Below are 18,405 nucleotides of genomic sequence, written 5' to 3'. Positions count from 1 at the left end.
ATACGAATGTTTGAAATTTCACAGTTAAAAGCTAAGAAGCTTCCTGAGTTACAGGATATAGCTAAACAACTAAGCGTACCAAAATACCGCAGTTTAAAAAAATTAGACTTAGTTTATCAAATTCTTGATTACCAAGCAGCAAATCCTGAAGCGGTAAAAGCTAAGGCAGAACCTGACAACTCACAACCAAAACAACAAACCAAGCCTCAGCAAAAGCGAGCAAGAGTTCAGAATAAACCTCAGGACAATAAAGATCAAAAACCTTCAGATTCTTCTGATAAGAAAGAGGAAACCAAACCTAAGGACAACAAACCTAGTAACGATAGGTCTAACAATAAGAGGCAGGACAATAAGTCTAACGATCGTAATGACGACAATAGACGTTCTAACAGCAACCAAAAAAACGATAACAGACAAAATCGTAATAAGGACAACCGGAATAATAATTCAAAGAACAATGGTAACAAGGATAACAGAAACCGTTATCGTGAGCCAGATTTTGAATTTGATGCTATTATTGAAAGTGAAGGTGTTTTAGACATTATGCAAGATGGTTATGGTTTTTTAAGATCATCTGATTATAACTATTTAACATCTCCTGATGACATCTATGTGTCTCAGTCTCAAATTAGATTATTTGGACTTAAAAAAGGGGATACCGTTCTTGGTCATGTAAGACCACCAAAAGAAGGTGAGAAATATTTCCCTTTAATAAAAGTGAGTAAAATAAATGGTCAAGACCCTAATGTGGTTAGAGATCGTGTGGCTTTTGAGCATTTAACACCTTTATTCCCTAAGGAAAAATTTAATCTTGCCGATAGACAAAGTACTATTTCTACCAGAATTATGGACTTGTTTGCACCAATAGGTAAAGGACAGCGTGGTATGATTGTATCACAGCCAAAAACTGGTAAAACTATGTTACTTAAGGATGTTGCTAATGCAATTGCAGCTAATCATCCTGAAGTATACCAAATGATATTGCTTATAGATGAGCGTCCTGAAGAGGTTACCGATATGCAACGTAATGTACGTGGTGAGGTAATCGCCTCAACTTTTGATAAAGAAGCGCACGAACATGTGAAGATTGCAGATATCGTTCTTGAAAAAGCAAAACGCTTGGTAGAATGTGGTCACGATGTGGTTATTCTTTTAGATTCTATTACACGTTTGGCAAGAGCTTACAATACAGTACAGCCGGCTTCTGGAAAAATCTTATCAGGTGGTGTTGATGCTAATGCACTTCACAGACCAAAACGATTCTTTGGTGCGGCACGTAATATTGAAAATGGTGGATCACTAACCATCATTGCAACAGCATTGACGGAAACAGGTTCTAAAATGGATGAAGTTATCTTTGAAGAATTTAAAGGAACTGGTAATATGGAACTTCAACTAGATCGTAAGATATCTAACAGAAGAATTTTCCCAGCTATAGATCTAACATCATCAAGTACTAGACGAGATGATTTATTACTAGACGAAAATACGATTCAAAGAATGTGGGTAATGCGTAAGTATCTTGCTGATATGAATCCTGTAGAAGCTATGGAGTTTATTAATGATAGATTTAAACAGACAAGAAACAATGAAGAGTTCCTTATTTCTATGAATGGATAGAACTTTTCTTTATTATATGTAATAGAAAAACCTTAAACTTAATTGTTTAAGGTTTTTTTATTGGATTTATTATACAAACAAGGTAACAAAAAAGCCTCCTCAAAATGAGAAGGCTTTAAATATCTTAGTGGTTTCTGCAATTATAATGCAGCAACATGTTTAGTTAATTGAGACTTTAAATTAGCAGCTTTATTAGAATGAATCACATTCTTCTTTGCTAACTTATCAATCATACTATGTACAGAAGGTAACATTTTTTGTGCTTCTTTAGCATCAGTTACTTCTCGTAATTTTTTTATAGCACTACGAGTAGTTTTGTGCTGATATCTGTTAAGCACTCTTCTTCTTTCGTTACTTCTAATTCTTTTTAAAGCTGACTTATGATTTGCCATTTTATTTTTTCTTATTAAAAATTGTAGCCCGTAGGGGAATCGAACCCCTCTTACCAGGATGAAAACCTGGCGTCCTAGCCGATAGACGAACGGGCCATTTGGTTATTTACTTATTTAAATGAACCAACAATGTTTCCATTGCGGATGCAAAAATACAACTATTTTTAAATGTTGCAACTACTAGTATATATTTTTTGAAAAAAAATTAATATGCCTTAGCAAAAAGTACACGTTGACTAGACGGATTTCCCGTAAGTACACATTCTCCAGACTCTTTTTTATTGTCTATTGGAATGCATCTTATAGTTGCCTTGGTCAATTCTTTTATTTTTTGTTCGGTTTCAGCCGTACCATCCCAATGTGCTGAAATGAATCCTGATTTGTTTTTCAAAACTTTTTTAAACTCTTCAAAATCATCGACCTCTGTTATATGAGTATCTCTATAGTTTAATGCTTTAGTAAATAAGCTTTCCTGAATTTCCTCAAGTAAATCTTCTACAACTACATTTATTCTATCTAAGATTACCGTTTCCTTTGTAAATGTATCACGCCTTGCAACTTCTACCGTTTCATCTTCAAGATCTTTCGGTCCTATAGCAATTCTTAATGGTACTCCTTGCAATTCATGTTGTGCAAATTTGGCACCTGGTCTTAGTGTATCTCTTTTATCAAACTTAACACTGATGTTACGTTCTTTTAAATCACTTATAATTTCATCTGCCACTTCGCTGATCGCATCAAATTGTTCCTCATTCTTATATATAGGTACAATAACAACTTGATATGGTGCTAAGTTTGGTGGTAAAACTAAACCTTTATCATCACTATGTGTCATTATTAAAGCTCCCATCAACCTTGTTGAAACTCCCCAAGATGTAGCCCAAACATAATCTTGTTTACCCTCTTTATTTGTGAATTTAACATCAAAAGCTTTAGCGAAATTTTGCCCTAAGAAGTGTGATGTCCCAGCCTGAAGCGCCTTACCATCTTGCATCAATGCTTCTATACACATGGTTTCTTCTGCACCCGCAAAACGTTCACTTTCAGTTTTTAAACCTTGTATTACAGGAATAGCCATAAAATTCTCAGCAAATTTTGCGTATATACCATTAATTAACCTAGTCTCCTCCCAAGCTTCATCTTTTGTAGCGTGTGCCGTATGACCTTCTTGCCATAAAAACTCAGCAGTTCGAAGAAATAATCTAGTTCTCATTTCCCAACGAACTACGTTTGCCCATTGATTCACTAAGATTGGCAAATCTCTATAACTCTGTATCCAACCTTTATAGGTACTCCAAATAATGGCTTCACTTGTTGGTCTTACCACAAGCTCTTCCTCTAATTTGGCTTCTGGATCAACTCTAAGTTTTCCTTCATTATCTGGATCATTCTGTAATCTATAATGTGTTACCACAGCACATTCCTTGGCAAAACCTTCTGCATTTTTCTCTTCCGCCTCAAACAAACTTTTAGGTACAAACAATGGAAAATAAGCATTTTGATGGCCAGTTTCCTTGAACATTCTATCCAATTCCGCTTGCATTTTTTCCCAAATTGCATAACCATAAGGCTTTATTACCATGCAACCTCTAACGGCTGAATTTTCAGCTAAATCGGCTTTTACAACCAATTCATTATACCATTTTGAATAATCTTCAGCTCTACTCGTAAGATTTTTGCTCATTTTTAGTGTTTTGGCACAAATATTGTGACTATGTTAAATAAAGAAATAGTTCAGCAAAACTAACTATTTTTGCTATGTTCAACAATAAAATAAAAGAGATATGCAATTTAAGACATTTACAAAACAAAAATTGCCATTTTTTGTTGCACTCGGCTTAATGGCTGTGTTAACTTCATGTGGTTCATTTCAATATGCAGGATACGATAACGATGGTATCTATGCTACTGATGATTATGATGACACCTATGTTGAACGACCGGTAGTAGCTACGACTTCTACTGAGGACTCAAATTATTATAAAAATTACTTTGCTGAAAATTCTGCACAACTCGATGCGGCTACAGAAGAAAGTGAAATTTTTACCGATATAGATTCCTACGAAGGTAATTATGTAGAAAGAGCTCAAGATACTTTAGAGCAACGACCTGTTTATGGTGGTTGGGGACAAAACAGTTCAGTTACAATAAATATTATAGACAATGGTTGGTACGGCTTTGGTATCAATGACCCATGGTTCTACGGCTATGGCTATAACTGGGGTTGGGGACGACCTTGGGGTTGGAATCGATGGGGTTGGAACAACTGGGGCTGGAATGCTGGTTGGGCTTACGGCTGGAATAACTGGGGTTGGAACGCTGGTTGGGGCTGGGGTTGGAACAATTGGGGCTGGAATGCTTGGTGTCCACCAGGATACAACAATTGGGCTTGGAATGGATACTATGGGAATAATAGTCTAGCTTATAATGGTGGCAGAAGAGGTTCATTGTTAAACAACAATAATTTAACTCGTAGAAACAGAAGTAATTCTGCAATCTCTAGTAGAGATTATTCTACACGAAGACTGTCTAGGGCAGCAAATACTACAAGAACGAATAGAGGTAATACTGTAAGGAGAGGCAATTCTTCAACTAGAAGCGTAGGTACAAGAGTTACTAGACCTTCTAGGAGTGTCAGAAGTTCTTCTAACACAAGAAGCAATACGAGAATTACTAGACCGTCTAGGAGTACCAGATCATCTGGTTCTGTTAGATCAAGTAGGAGTACTAGGTCTTCAGGTTCTGTTAGGTCAACAAGAAGTTCTTCTTCTAGATCTTCCGGTAGTGTACGTTCTTCCAGCAGTTCTAGATCATCAAGTGGCTCTAGGTCATCTGGAGGAGGAAGACGTGGTAGAGGGTAAATCATAGTTTTAATTCCAAAAATTTAAAAAAATTACTTATGAAAAAATTACTTATGCTTTGCATAGGCTTGGCGAGCACATCTTATATTTTAGCTCAGGACATTACTGATGCTGTGCGCTATTCAATGGATGAAATTCAAGGAACTGCTCGCTTTAGAGCTATGAGCGGTGCTTTTGGGGCGCTAGGTGGAGATATGTCCAGTGTCAATATCAATCCCGCTGGATCTGCTATATTTAACAATAGCCACGCTTCGCTTTCTTTTGGTTTATTCAATAAGGAGGATGATATAACTTATTTTAACGGAACAAATTCATCTTCAAATTCTAATTTCGACATTAATCAACTTGGTGCAACTTTAGTATTTAACAATACCAATATAAGCTCCCCTTGGAAAAATTTCACTCTTAGTGCAGCCTATGACAGGTCTGCAGACTTTGACGATGATTGGGTGGCTAGTGGAGTCAACCCAAACACAAGTATTGTTGAGTACTTTTATCAAAATGCGACAGGAAAGAGGTTAGATGAAATTTCTGCTTTTCCAGGCGAAACTTTATCCGAAGCCTATTCTGAAATTGGTTCATTCTACGGATTTGAGCATCAGCAGGCTTTTTTAGGATTTGAAGGCTTTTTAATTGATCCTGTTGAAGACACAGATGAAAACACTGATTACATAAGAAACATAAACGGTACAGATTTTAATCAACAATATGCCTATGCCAGTAGAGGTTACAATGGAAAATTAGCTTTTAATTTTGCAACAAATTATGATGATAAATTCTATTTTGGTTTAAATCTTAATTCACATTTTATCAATTATGAGCGTACTACGTTTTTTAGTGAATCTAACAATAATGCATCATCTTCAGTTACCAATGTAGATTTTGAAAACAACCTTCTTACAACTGGTAGTGGATTTTCGTTTCAACTTGGTGGTATTGCAAAACTAACAGAAGAATTTAGAGTTGGTTTATCTTATAATTCCCCTACATGGTATAGAATATCTGAAGAAACTTCTCAATATCTTGCCACAACGAGAATTGAAGATGGCTCTAGTGTAAATCAAATCATTAACCCAAATGTGATAAACATTTTTCCAGAATATAGATTACAAACTCCAGGAAAACTTACAGGTAGTTTAGCTTACGTCTTTGGTAAACAGGGTTTATTAAGTTTTGACTATTCAGTAAAAGACTATAGCTCTACTAAGTTTAGACCTACCTCTGACATTTATTTCTCCGGTTTGAATAATGCTATTAGTGATGTATTAGACACTTCTGTATCCTATAGGTTAGGGGGTGAATACAGATACAAACAATTAAGTTTTAGAGGTGGATATCGTTTTGAAGAAAGTCCTTATAAGGATGACACTTTTTTTGGTGATTTAACAGGATATTCTCTTGGTCTAGGATATAGCTTTGGAGACTTTAATTTAGATGTTGCTTTCAGTCAATCTGAACGCGATACAAATTATCAGTTATACAATGTAGGCTTAACAGATTCTGCACTAATACAATCAAAGTTTACAGACGTAATTTTAACCTTAGGGTTTAGAATTTAAAATACTTTACATATTAAGAAGAAATAAAAAGCCTGAACAAATATGTTCAGGCTTTTACTTGTTATGTATTATTAATAATTATCGTTTCAAGGTAAAATGGGCTCTGAACTCCTTTCTCTGTCCGTTGGTCGGTTCGTCGTACTCAATGGTGAACCAGTAGTCGCTGGTCGGCATCATGTTGCCGTTGAACGTCCCGTCCCATCCGGACCCACTCGGGCTCAACTGCTTCAGCAGTTTCCCATAGCGGTCAAATATATAAATTTTGGCACCATTTCCAATGCCCTCGATATTCCATGTGTCGTTGTTGCCGTCTCCGTTCGGTGTAAAGTACTTCGGATAGTCCAGTACAAATACCGTTACCGTGGCCAGCCCACAACCTATCCTGTCCCTTGCCGTTATCACATGGTCTCCCTGGGAGACGTTGTCAAAGATGCCGCTGTCCTGCCATGGGCCTCCGTCAAGGCTGTACTCATAGTCGCCGATTCCGGTTGCCACTGCCTCTATAACGTTGTTATTCCCAAAAGCTTGTGTTACCACTTCGGCGGTCAGCATCGGTGGTTCGCTCTCTATTACCTCTGCGCTATCGGTATTGGTACAGCTCGTTGCCGTTGATGTGCTCGTATCGGTCACCGTTACGCTATAGGTGCCTCCCTGGGTCGGCGTCAGCGTCGATCCTGTCTCCCCTGGCAATACCGTGCCGTTGTAGCTCCACTCAAAGCTATAGTCCGTGTCCGATAGGCCCGTGTCCAGTACTGGTACATCCAGTATCTCCGTACCATTGGTGTTGATACATAGTACATAACTGTCGTCTAGATCGAACTCTGGCAAAGGGTTCACCTGAAGGGTCAACGGTGCCACCGCAAAACAGATCGAACCGTCCTGCTGGTTATCGAACGTACCGTCGTTGTTCAAATCCACCGGGTCTCCCACTCCGTCTCCGTCAACGTCCACAAACTCGAACAGCCCGTCCGCATTGTTGTCTATCCCGTCCGACAGTCCGTCACCGTCCACATCGATAAGGTCAAAGGTGCCGTCCGCGTCCGTGTCGTAAGTATCCACCGTACCGTCCGCATCCAGGTCCAGTCCCGTGGTCAGGGCCGTTAAATCCAAGGCGATGGGAACGACCGTTAAGGTATTGTTGTCCACCCTTGCGTAGATCACCTGTGGATTGGTAATGTTTTCGTATAGGTTCGGCAACGGGTTCACGTTAAGGTTCGCGTCCGCTTCCGTCGCATAGTAGCTCACAATATAGTCAGCTGGATCCTGACCGTCGAGCACCTGTGCGTCCTGTGTCGATAGATCGAACTGTACGCTGTCGTTGCTAGGGTCACCGTCCGTTTCCATGTTGTCGTCGCACTCTTCATAAACGATGTTGCCCATGTCAGGGTTGGCCTGGGCCGCCTCGTCCACCTGAAGGTTAAAGCTCTGCGTGCTTATAGAACAGCCCGTCGTCGTGTCCGTTATCGTCACGAATATCTGCTGTGGGTTGCTCGTATTGGTATATGGGCTCACAAGGGCGTTCATCCCTGCTTCCGCATCCGCCACATTATCATGGTAGCTCACCGTATACTGTGTTGGGCTCTGGCCGTTTAGCACTTCCGCGTCCTTGGTCGTCAGGTCAAAGCTGTCAAATCCGTCCGTGTTGAGCTCGCACTGGATAAAGTCCGTTACCGCCACCACTTCCGGTAATGGGTTGACCCTTATGGTAAAGTCCACAACAGTATAACAGCCCGTGGCGTCATTGGTCACCCTTACATAGATCTGTTGTTCCGGTGTTTCTATGTTGGTATATGCCGTTGGGTCCGCTATTGGGTTGTCCCCCGTATCGGCATCCTCTGCCGTCTCATGGTAGGTCGGTGTCACCCCTGCCTCTCCATTGAGTATCAATATTTCATTCGCTGTCAAATCGAACTCCTCTACTCCATCTCCCGTGTTGATGTCATCGCACAGCTCCAGATCCGGCAACTCGTCGCTCGGTGTCGGTGTTGGGTTGGGTAGTACTCTTATCGTCATCGTCGTATAGGCCACACATCCCGTATCCGTATCGGTCACCGCTATGTACAGGGTCTGCGGATTGGCCGGCAATCCGTTTACCGAGGTATTGGTGTACTGCGTCGGGTCTGGTATGGCATTCATCCCTGCCTGCGCGTCCGCATTGGTCTCATAATAGGTTACCGACCAGCTCCCGTTGCCGTCCGTGATCTCTGCGTCCTTGACCGTAAGGTCAAATTCCGTCATCTCGTCCCCTGGCGATTCCCCAAGGTCATCGCATTCCTCCAATGGTGTCGGCTGTACCGGCTCTGGTGGCAGCTGCACCTGAAGCTCAAACTCGCCCGTGTCCTGACAGCCCGTTGTCGGGTTGAAAAGGCGCACGTAGATCGTCTGTGGGTTCGCCGTATTGGTATAGTTACCCACATTGATGATCGGGTTGTTGCCCACCTGTGCGTCCGCGGCCGTAACGTGGTAGGTCAGGACAACATCGGCTGGGTTCTGCGCCCCAAGGATATCGGCATCCCTCTCCGTGAGGTCGAACTGTGCCGTCCCATCGTCGTCGTCGTCGCATATCACCAATGGCGCTATGTCCGTCGGTACTTCCGGTGATGGTACCACGATCAGCTCTAGGGTATTCAGCGTCAGGCTATAGCAGCCCGTTATCGTGTTCTCCGAGCGCACATAGATCATCTGGCTGTTCGCCACTATGTTCGTGTACGGGCCCGTTATGGCGTTGTCTCCCTGGTTGGCCTCTTCCTCGGTCTCGTGGTAGGTGATTACCACGTCGGGCTCACCGTTGGTGATCTCTATGGTACGGATCTCTAGATCGAACTCCGCAAAGCCGTCATTGTCGTCGTCACAGACCTCTATCGGGTCCGGATCCGGTTCTGGCGATGGTACGGGATCCACCCTAAGGGTCAGCGTTACGGTACTGTAACAGCCCGTGATGTCGTTCTCTCCCCTTACGTAAACCGTCTGTGCGTTGCTCGTGTTTATGTAAGGGCTCGTTATCGGGCTTGTGCCTGCCTCGGCATCCATCAAGGTCTCGTAATAGCTCAGGGTAATGCCGTTTTGGCCATTGAGAATCCCTGCATTGGCGTCCTCTAGGGTGAACGGCTCCTGCTCGTCACCTGGATTGTCCACGTCGCACAGCTCCAACGGCAATGGCGGCAACAGCTCCGGCAGCGGGTTGACGATCAGCTCTAGGGTCGTTACCTTATAGCAGCCCTCTACCGTATTGGTGTCCTCTACGCGCACCCAGATGAACTGGTTGTCCTCTACGGTGTTGGTGTAGGCGTTCGGGTTGGCTATCGCATTGTTCGGCGCGTTGGCATCCGCCTCGGTCTCGTAGTACGTGACCGTGTACTGCATCGCGTCAAGGCCGTCCAGTATCTCAGCGTCCTTCGACGTGAGGTCGAACGTCGCATAGCCGTCGGCCGAGATATCGTCGCATTCCTCAAGTGGCGTTGGGTCCTCTATCTGTGGGCTCGGCTCGACGACCAAGAGCAGCTCCACTATCGTGGCACAGTCCGTCGCTATCGTCCCGCTCTCCACCCTTGCGTAGAGCGTCTGCATGTTCACCACGATGTTGTTGTAGTCAACTCCCGTGTCTATCGCGTCGGCGTCGTTCTGCGCATTGGCAAGCGTCTCGTGGTAGCTTACCGTAAGGCCCGGCATTCCTCCCGTGATCCCGTCGTCCGCATCGGTGAGGGTGAAGGTTCCGAAACCGTCGTTGTCGGGATCGCAATACCTTAACGGCTCCGGCGTGTTGGCTATCGGTGCCTGCTCCACCACCAGGTCCAAGGTCACAGTGTCGTAGCAGCCCGTGCCGTTGTCCTCTACCCTTACGAAGACCGTCTGTGGGTTGCTGATATTGGTGTAGGGGATCGGCAGTGGGTCCGTCGCAGTGTCGGCATCCGACTGGTCTAGGTAATAGCTCACCGTATAGCCTGGGTCGCCTCCACTGATCTCTGAGTTCTTTAGGCTCAGGTCGATTTCAGTCAAACCGTCTGGCACACCGTCGTCGCATACCTCAAGTGGCGTCGGTGCCACCAAGGTTGGGAGGGGATGAGCTGTAAACTGTACAATGTTACTATTAGGACATGCTCCAGAAGTGACATACTCTATTAAATATGTCTCACCTGGTGTACCATTAGTTACGTTTCCTGTATTGGTATCTATAACTGCTGCATCTGCAGGTGCCGGATTAAAACTAAAAGTCCCTCCTGTTGTGCCCGTAATCGTCACGATACCTCCATCACAGGTAGGATCTACGGTAAAACTTGCATCATCAATTGGTAAAGCGTTAAAAGAAACTACTTCTGTATCAGAACAAGTTCCAGCAGTTGTATATGAAATAGAATATTGAGCACCAGGTGTACCATTGGTTACATCACCAGTATTTGGATCAATTACAGCTACATCTGTAGGTACTACATCAAAACTAAATGTTCCACCAGTTGTACCAGTAATCGTCACAGTACCACCATCACAAGTTGGAGTTACCGTAAAAGAGGCATCATCTGCAGTAATTACCGTTACATTTTGAGTTGAAGATTGCGGACAGTTACCAGCTGTGGTATATTCAACTGTATAGGTACTGCCAGAAACTCCATTTGTTACTGTACCTGTGTTAGCATCTATTATAGCAGTATCCGCAGGTATAGGGTTAAAAGCAAAAGTACCACCAACATCGCCAGTAATATTAGCTGTTGCACCATCGCATGTTGCCGTTAAAGTAAAACTCGGATCGTCTAATGTTAATACATTTAGTACTTGAGTACTAGATGAAGGACATATTCCTGAGGTTACGTACTCTATAATGTAGCTATCACCAGGAGTTGCATTAGTGACCTCACCCGTATTTGGGTCAATCATTGCAGCATCTGTTGGAGGAGGATTAAAACTAAATGTTCCTCCCATATCACCAGTAATCGTCACTGTACCACCATCACAATTTGGTGTTACCGTAAATGAAGGATCATCTTCAGTAATAACACTGAAGGTTTGAGCACTTGTAGCTGGGCATGTTCCGTTAGTAGTATATTCTATTGTATAGGTTGCACCAGAAGTTCCGCCAGTTACAAGTCCCGTGTTAGGATCAATCACCGCTGAATCTGTTGGCGCAGGATTAAATGTAAATGTTCCACCTGTTGCTCCTGTTATAGTTGCGGTTGCGCCATCACATGTTGGAGTAACGTTAAAAGACGCATCATCCCTTGGGTCAACAATTAAATTAAAAACGGGATTAGCTGAGGCATTATAGCAATTAGAATCTCCTACACTTTCGATCCTCACATAAATTGGTTGAGGGTTAACTGTATTAGTATAATTTAATACTAAGGATCCAGTATTTGCGTCCGCATCTGCAAAACTTAAATGATAGGTCACGTTAAAATCTGAAGCTGCTTGTGGACCTAAGATTCCTACTGTTTGTGTACTTAAATCAAACTCTTCAAAACCATCATTAGAAGCATCATCACAAAGCACTAAATCTGGAACCGGATTAATATCTGGTTGACCTGCTACATTTAATGTAAAAGGTAACACCTCATAACATCCTGAATTTAAATATTCTACTCTGATGTAAATGATTTCCCCATCAGTTCCGGAGTAATTATTTAATCCTGTTATTGCACCTGTATCAGCATCCGCATCTGGTTGAGAATTATGATATGTTACAACTAAATCGGTTGCATTGGTTGCACTAGCTGTTACAACAGCAGTATTGGTTTCTAAATCAAAAATATAAGGTGGTGAACCTGTATCACACACAAACAAATTATTTGGTGCTTCGGTTACTATTTCTGGTAACACATCGATACATACTTGTTCTGTGTATTCACATCCAAAGTCATCAGTAACTCGATACGTATAGCAAAATTGACCAGCGGTTGGAGGCTCAACGGTAATAACATTTCCAGTAGTATTTGTAATTGTTGGATCGGGATCCCATGCTTCAGAAGTAATTGTTGGTGTAAAGGATAATTCTGGTGGCTGTAAGTTTGGATCAAATTCAATACTCCACGAAAATATGTGACCATTATCCAACCCAATATTATCCACAACGCGAATAGTCCAATCGCCATTCAGTGGTGATCCAAGTAAGCCATTTAACGGATTAACTGAACTGTAACTACCAGCAGGCACAAAAGAATCTGTATATGTACCTGGTCCATCCCCATTAGTAAAAGTCCCGCCTGTTTGCACGCCACCTACTAAAGTTGGAAAACCACCATTAGGCACAAAACAATAGTCATACCCTATACCAGGTGTGGTATTGGCACTATTCCCATCAACTCCTCCAGTAGCCCAAGGTTCGCCCAAGTTTGCACTACCTCCACCTTGATCATGCATTCTAACGGTTTGACCATTCGGTGAAATTATTTCAATATCTAAATCTCCTAAATATGAATGTTCCATATTTAGACATATACTTACTAATTGATTTACATCAGTTAGTGTTTGAGCAGAATCATAACAATCGACAGTGACAGAAGTTTCATAAGTCACTCCGTTGCCATCAGGTAGAAAGGTTACACCACTTACGGGAGGTGTACAATCGTTTATAAATTCTGTAGGAGCAACCACACCATCAATTGTTGCAGTTTCGCCAAAACATAACGTCGATTGCGCTGCAGCTGTACCTGTAAAGTCAGGTTCAGTTGCCACTTGAATCACCTGATTAATTAAATTATTATTAGAACATCCTTCTGGATCTTGTGAAGTATTAGCATCATTAATATTTAAATTTACAATATAAACTCCTGGTGTTGGGTAAGAAAATGTAGCTGTCTGACCTGCAATTGTATTACCATCACCTAAATCCCACTCGTATGTTGCACCTGTACCATCGACAGAAAACGTACCGCTACCTGTTAATGTAATATCCTCATTTGGGCATACTCTAATATAACCATCACCATTTGGTGCTGGTGACGCGGTATCTATTTGAGAATTAATAGTTTGGCAAGGGGTTAAACAAGAAATAGTAGCTGCCCACCCACTTGCATTACCACTTCCGTTAGAGGTATATTGAATGGTTATACACCCAGAAGTGTTATCTTGGGTTGCTTCAACCATTCCTGGTCCTGTACCGCCTGAAAAAATCCCAAACTGTGGTTCCGCAGTTGAATCACCATTAAAGATGGTCATTTCATCCTGATTTAACTGCGTATTGAATTCCGTAAAATCTAGTTGAACCTTTTGACCTGGGTTTTCTGGACAAATGGTTAAGGTAAAATCCTCATCATTTCCATAATTGCCGAATTCACCACCCGAATCATAAAAAACGCCACTACATTGATTAACTGTTCCCGTCTGCATATTTACATCTTGAGCTATCACTAGCGATGAAAACATTAAGGAAATTATAGTAATTATATACTTCATATTTATTTTTTTATTGATATTGGGACTTTATAATAATGTAATAGTTGGTATTATCTACGTGATACATTGCCGATGCCCGAGAATAAAATTCGAAATTATATTTCAATGGATTAAAGGTGCTAGGGTTAAATGTTTCGTCTCTTTTTAAATCCGAAACAAAACCATCACACAATGAGACTTCAGAAAGTTTTGTGCATTGTTTTATACTGCCTTCATCAGTAATAAGCTTAATGACAATTCTATTCCTAAGAAGCTGCTTCATACTTTTTAGTCTATGAGGCTTACTAAAAATATATTTGTCGGCATACTCGCCATACACCTCAATTATTTGAGCGCGTTCTTTAGCTGTTAGTGGTAGTTTAACATTGTCTTCAAACTTTGCTAGAGGTAGAGGATTTTTTTGTTTTGTTTGCTGCCCGAGTATGGACATAGGCAAAAGTATTACAACAAGAATAGTTAGTAATTTCTTCATAGCTTAACCGTAATTTTTAGAGTTTCGAAAATTAAGAAAATTTTAGGAAAACCGTTGTTAATTCGTCAATGTTATTGGCATTTTAACGGTTTTACTTATATAACAAGTGTAATTATAAAACTCCTACCCTTTTAGTACTATATTTATTACGTATCTTTGCAACTTCATTTTAGAGATTGATTAATAATTATTTAACTATGAAAATCGATAACGATTTTAATGATATAGACGCTTTGGGAGACAACCACGTTGGTTCATCTAGTGATACACCTATGCGATCGGATGCTTTTAAGCTTTCTAATGAAGAAAAGGTTGATATCATTAAAGATGACGTAAGACACATTATGGAAACCTTAGGATTGGATCTAAATGATGATAGTCTTAAAGGCACACCTTCAAGAGTTGCAAAAATGTTTGTAAATGAAATTTTTGGTGGCTTAAATCCTAAAAAAAAGCCAAGCGCTTCAACGTTCAGCAACAAGTATAAATATGGTGAAATGCTTGTAGAAAAAAATATTACGGTGTATTCTACTTGCGAGCATCATTTATTGCCTATTGTAGGTAAGGCACATGTCGCATACATTTCTAATGGTAGCGTTGTTGGACTATCTAAGATGAATAGAATAGTCGATTATTTTGCCAAGAGACCTCAAGTACAAGAGCGTTTAACGATTCAAATTGTTAGAGAACTTCAAAGGGTTTTAAACACTGAGGATGTAGCCTGTGTTATAGACGCCAAGCATCTTTGTGTTAACTCTCGTGGCATTAGAGATGTTGACTGTAGTACTGTAACTTCAGAGTTTGGTGGTCAATTTAAAGAGAAAGAAACACGACGCGAATTTTTAGACTATATAAACTTAGATACCCAATTTTAGTTTGTTTTATCTAGGGTAGTTCTTTAGATTTGTTTATTCACTTTTTTTGAATTTGCACAACATGCCTCTATACGAAAATCAACACATTAAAATTTACAATTCTCTTTCCGGTGAAAAAGAAGGTTTTATTCCAATAACAGCTGGACATGTAGGCATGTACGTATGTGGACCAACGGTTTATAGCAATGTACATTTAGGTAATGTTAGAACCTTTATGTCTTTTGACATGATTTTTCGTTACTTTAAGCATTTAGGCTACAAAGTGCGCTATGTACGAAATATTACTGATGCTGGGCACTTAGAGAATGATGATGACGTTGGTGAAGATAAGATTACAAAAAAAGCCAGGTTAGAAGCTATTGAACCTATGGAAATTGTACAGCGCTATACTGTAGATTTTCACAATGTACTTAATACGTTTAATTTTTTACCACCAAGTATAGAGCCTACGGCAACAGGCCATATCATTGAACAAATAGAATTAATAGAGACCATTATAGATAATGGTTTTGCATACGTTGTTAATGGCTCAGTTTATTTTGATGTTCACAAATACAATGAATCCAATACGTACGGCATTTTAAGCAAGCGCAAATTAGAAGATTTAATTCATAATACAAGAACGCTTGATGGGCAGAGTGATAAAAAAAATCCTCAAGATTTTGCGCTTTGGAAGAGAGCCGAACCAGCTCATATTATGCGTTGGCCATCCCCTTGGAGTGACGGATTTCCTGGTTGGCATTTAGAGTGTACTGTTATGAGTACCAAATATCTTGGAGAACGATTTGATATTCATGGTGGAGGAATGGATCTAAAATTTCCGCATCACGAATGTGAAATTGCACAAAACCAAGCTGCCAAAGGACAAGATCCCGTTAAATACTGGATGCATGCCAATATGTTAGAGCTTAATGGATCTCGAATGAGCAAATCGACAGGTAACTATATAAATCCGGCTGAGCTATTATCTGGCGACAATGATATAATGTCTAAAGGCTACAGCCCTATGGTTGTTCGTTTCTTTATGATGCAGGCGTCATATAAAAGTGTGTTGGACTTGACTGATGCTGGCCTAAAAGCTGCCGAAAAAGGATTCCATAGATTGATGGATGCCATTAACCTCATTGATAAACTAACAACTAGTAGCTCATCTTCATTTGATGTGTCTTCATGGCAACAGAAATGTTATGATGCTATGAATGACGATTTTAATACTCCTATTTTAATAGCCCATTTGTTTGATGCTGCTAAGTTTATAAATCAGATAAAAGGTGGAAACGCTACTGTTACTTCGGATGACTTGGAGTTACTAAAAAACACCCTCAATACATTCACCTTTGATATTTTAGGTTTAACGACGGCTAACAAAGACAGTTCTAGTTCAGACAAGCTTTCTGCGGCTGTTGAGATTTTGATAAAGCTTAGAAAAGAGGCTCGATTAAATAAAGATTTTGCATTATCTGATAAAATCAGGGATGAACTTGCTGAAGTTGGTATTCAGCTCAATGATAGTCGGGAAGGCACTACGTTTACGACTAATTAATGGCCTATCCTATTCCGATGTTTCGGAATCAGAGGAAAGGGCTTACTACTAATATGAAAAAAGTTTTTACATATCCATTCCTTTTTCTCATCAAAGTTTATCAAACTCTAATCTCACCAATTACTCCTGCTACATGCAGGTATCAACCAACATGCTCTCATTATGCAAAAGAAGCACTAGAGGTTCATGGTTTTTTTAAAGGTGGGAAGTTAGCACTGAAACGTATTTTTAGTTGTCATCCATGGGGAGGAAAAGGTTACGACCCAGTACCACCAAAAGAGGATTAATATTACGTTAATCTCATTTTCAATCGTATTCAAAATAGTATATTTACAGCATAAAGACAAACTCATATGTACTCACTACAAACTCCTTGGGACCCTATAAAATCTATTGATTTAGGCTTTTTTGAACTGCATTTTTATAGTGTAATGTGGATTATTGCCTTTGTTTTAGGGTTTTACGTTACCAAGCGTATTTGGAAAAACGAAAACGAATCTAGTGACTCACTCGATTCTCTGTTCATTTATTCCGTATTGGGTATTATGATTGGTGCCAGATTGGGCCATGTTATCTTTTATCAATCTGAATTAATTTCTGAAGATTTCTTTAGCATCTTTTTGCCTTTTAGTTTTAAGGATGGTATACGGTTTACAGGCTTTCAAGGATTAGCGAGTCATGGAGCAGCTATAGGTATGATTATTTCCATGTATCTCTACAACAAAAAGGTATTGAAGAAGTCTGTGATGTGGATTTTAGATCGCGTGGTTATTCCCGTAGCATTAGGCGCGGTATTTGTGCGACTAGGAAACTTTATTAATTCTGAAATTGTAGGTATAAAAACGGATAGTGCTTTTGGAGTTATATTTCTACAAAACAGTGAAAATTTTGCACGTCATCCTGCACAATTGTACGAAGCATTCTGTTACATTTTTGTGTTTTTAATCCTTTTATATTTCTATTGGAAAACTAACAAATCCAAACAACAAGGATTCCTTTTTGGGTTATTCTTAGTTCTACTTTGGACAGTAAGGTTCTTCGTTGAATTTTTAAAGGAGCCGCAAGGTGATGAAGATTTAGCCGCGTTTTTTGGCGATATTCTTAACAATGGTCAACTATTAAGTATTCCATTTATATTGATTGGACTTTACTTTATGTTTATTTACAAGCCTAAAAAAGAGATGAAATAATGAGATTACGGAATTATTTCATATGGCCGTTATTAGCTATCGCGCTTACTATTGCTTTTAGTTGCAAAGAAGAGAAAACAACAAAAACTGAAGACAAGGTTGTCCTCAATTTTAAAAAGGAAGGCACTTTAGACATTATAAAAGCAAATTCTGATTCCATTGTAAAAACCTTGGATATTGAAATTGCTGATAACGACTACGAAACCCAAACCGGTTTAATGTATAGAACTGAACTTGGCACCAATCAAGGGATGTTATTTATATTTCCAGATTCTCAATTGCGAAGTTTTTATATGAAGAACACCAAGATTCCACTTGACATTATTTATATAAACGAAGATAAGACCATTGTAAGTTTTCAAAAAAACGCAAAGCCATTTGATGAAACTTCTCTTCCTTCTAATGCACCTGCTAAATATGTCTTGGAAATCAATGGTGGCCTTTCAGATAAGTGGATGCTTAATGTTGGTGATGTGATAGATTTTAAAACGTTGTAGCGATTTTAAAATT

At 40.2% G+C, this 18,405-nt stretch carries 12 protein-coding genes and 1 tRNA gene; 8 read left to right on the top strand and 5 right to left on the bottom strand.

Annotated features, from left to right (window positions below; genetic code table 11):
- The first annotated feature begins 6 nt into the window (after positions 1–6).
- Positions 7–1,620 (top strand): transcription termination factor Rho, encoded by a 1,614-nt coding sequence (rho, locus tag ACQ65V_RS09040; protein WP_430467646.1) that lies wholly within the window; start codon positions 7–9, stop codon positions 1,618–1,620.
- A gap of 140 nt (positions 1,621–1,760) precedes the next feature.
- On the opposite strand, the gene rpsT is transcribed toward rho, so the two are convergent.
- The 3 genes from rpsT to proS all read right to left on the bottom strand — a co-directional run bounded on the left by rpsT (position 1,761) and on the right by proS (position 3,696).
- Positions 1,761–2,012, bottom strand: coding sequence for a 30S ribosomal protein S20 (rpsT, locus tag ACQ65V_RS09035; protein ID WP_273290991.1), 252 nt, complete (start codon positions 2,010–2,012; stop codon positions 1,761–1,763).
- Positions 2,013–2,036: 24 nt separating this feature from the next.
- A tRNA-Glu gene (locus tag ACQ65V_RS09030) sits at positions 2,037–2,108 on the bottom strand.
- A 109-nt stretch (positions 2,109–2,217) separates the two neighbouring features.
- The gene (proS, locus tag ACQ65V_RS09025; protein ID WP_155090230.1) at positions 2,218–3,696 is read right to left on the bottom strand and encodes a proline--tRNA ligase; all 1,479 of its coding nucleotides are present in this window, start codon (positions 3,694–3,696) and stop codon (positions 2,218–2,220) included.
- Between the two features lie 100 nt (positions 3,697–3,796).
- On the opposite strand from proS, the gene ACQ65V_RS09020 reads away from it, so the two are divergent.
- Positions 3,797–4,873, top strand: a complete 1,077-nt coding sequence (locus ACQ65V_RS09020; RefSeq protein ID WP_430467645.1) for a hypothetical protein — start codon at positions 3,797–3,799, stop codon at positions 4,871–4,873.
- Positions 4,874–4,911: 38 nt separating this feature from the next.
- A complete protein-coding gene (locus tag ACQ65V_RS09015) occupies positions 4,912–6,432 on the top strand; it encodes an OmpP1/FadL family transporter (protein ID WP_430467644.1) in 1,521 nt (506 codons plus the stop codon).
- 78 nt (positions 6,433–6,510) lie between these two features.
- Here the strand turns inward: ACQ65V_RS09015 and ACQ65V_RS09010 are convergent, their stop codons facing one another.
- Together ACQ65V_RS09010 and ACQ65V_RS09005 are read right to left on the bottom strand one after the other, a co-directional pair.
- Positions 6,511–13,749 carry a T9SS type B sorting domain-containing protein gene (locus ACQ65V_RS09010; RefSeq protein ID WP_430467643.1) on the bottom strand — a complete coding sequence of 2,413 codons (7,239 nt, stop codon included), beginning with the start codon at positions 13,747–13,749 and terminating at the stop codon, positions 6,511–6,513.
- Positions 13,750–13,825: 76 nt separating this feature from the next.
- Positions 13,826–14,287, bottom strand: a complete 462-nt coding sequence (locus ACQ65V_RS09005) for a hypothetical protein (protein WP_273292345.1) — start codon at positions 14,285–14,287, stop codon at positions 13,826–13,828.
- 197 nt (positions 14,288–14,484) lie between these two features.
- Between ACQ65V_RS09005 and folE the strand changes: the two genes are divergently transcribed.
- The 5 genes from folE (at position 14,485) to ACQ65V_RS08980 (ending at position 18,392) form a co-directional block, all read left to right on the top strand.
- Complete coding sequence (folE, locus tag ACQ65V_RS09000; protein ID WP_273292343.1) at positions 14,485–15,162, top strand: GTP cyclohydrolase I FolE; 678 nt, start codon at positions 14,485–14,487, stop codon at positions 15,160–15,162.
- Positions 15,163–15,223: 61 nt separating this feature from the next.
- Positions 15,224–16,705 carry a cysteine--tRNA ligase gene (gene cysS, locus ACQ65V_RS08995; RefSeq protein WP_430467642.1) on the top strand — a complete coding sequence of 494 codons (1,482 nt, stop codon included), beginning with the start codon at positions 15,224–15,226 and terminating at the stop codon, positions 16,703–16,705.
- 53 nt (positions 16,706–16,758) lie between these two features.
- Complete coding sequence (gene yidD / locus ACQ65V_RS08990; RefSeq protein WP_430467641.1) at positions 16,759–16,992, top strand: membrane protein insertion efficiency factor YidD; 234 nt, start codon at positions 16,759–16,761, stop codon at positions 16,990–16,992.
- A 66-nt stretch (positions 16,993–17,058) separates the two neighbouring features.
- Positions 17,059–17,895, top strand: a complete 837-nt coding sequence (gene lgt / locus ACQ65V_RS08985; protein ID WP_430467640.1) for a prolipoprotein diacylglyceryl transferase — start codon at positions 17,059–17,061, stop codon at positions 17,893–17,895.
- Positions 17,895–18,392 carry a DUF192 domain-containing protein gene (locus ACQ65V_RS08980; protein WP_430467639.1) on the top strand — a complete coding sequence of 166 codons (498 nt, stop codon included), beginning with the start codon at positions 17,895–17,897 and terminating at the stop codon, positions 18,390–18,392. Before lgt ends, ACQ65V_RS08980 begins: the two co-directional genes overlap by 1 nt.
- Positions 18,393–18,405 lie beyond the last annotated feature (13 nt).

This window comes from Winogradskyella ouciana (assembly GCF_965284585.1).
GTDB lineage: Bacteria > Bacteroidota > Bacteroidia > Flavobacteriales > Flavobacteriaceae > Winogradskyella > Winogradskyella ouciana.
Note: the sequence above shows the minus strand (reverse complement) of the source record. Positions and strands in the feature narration are given on the sequence as shown.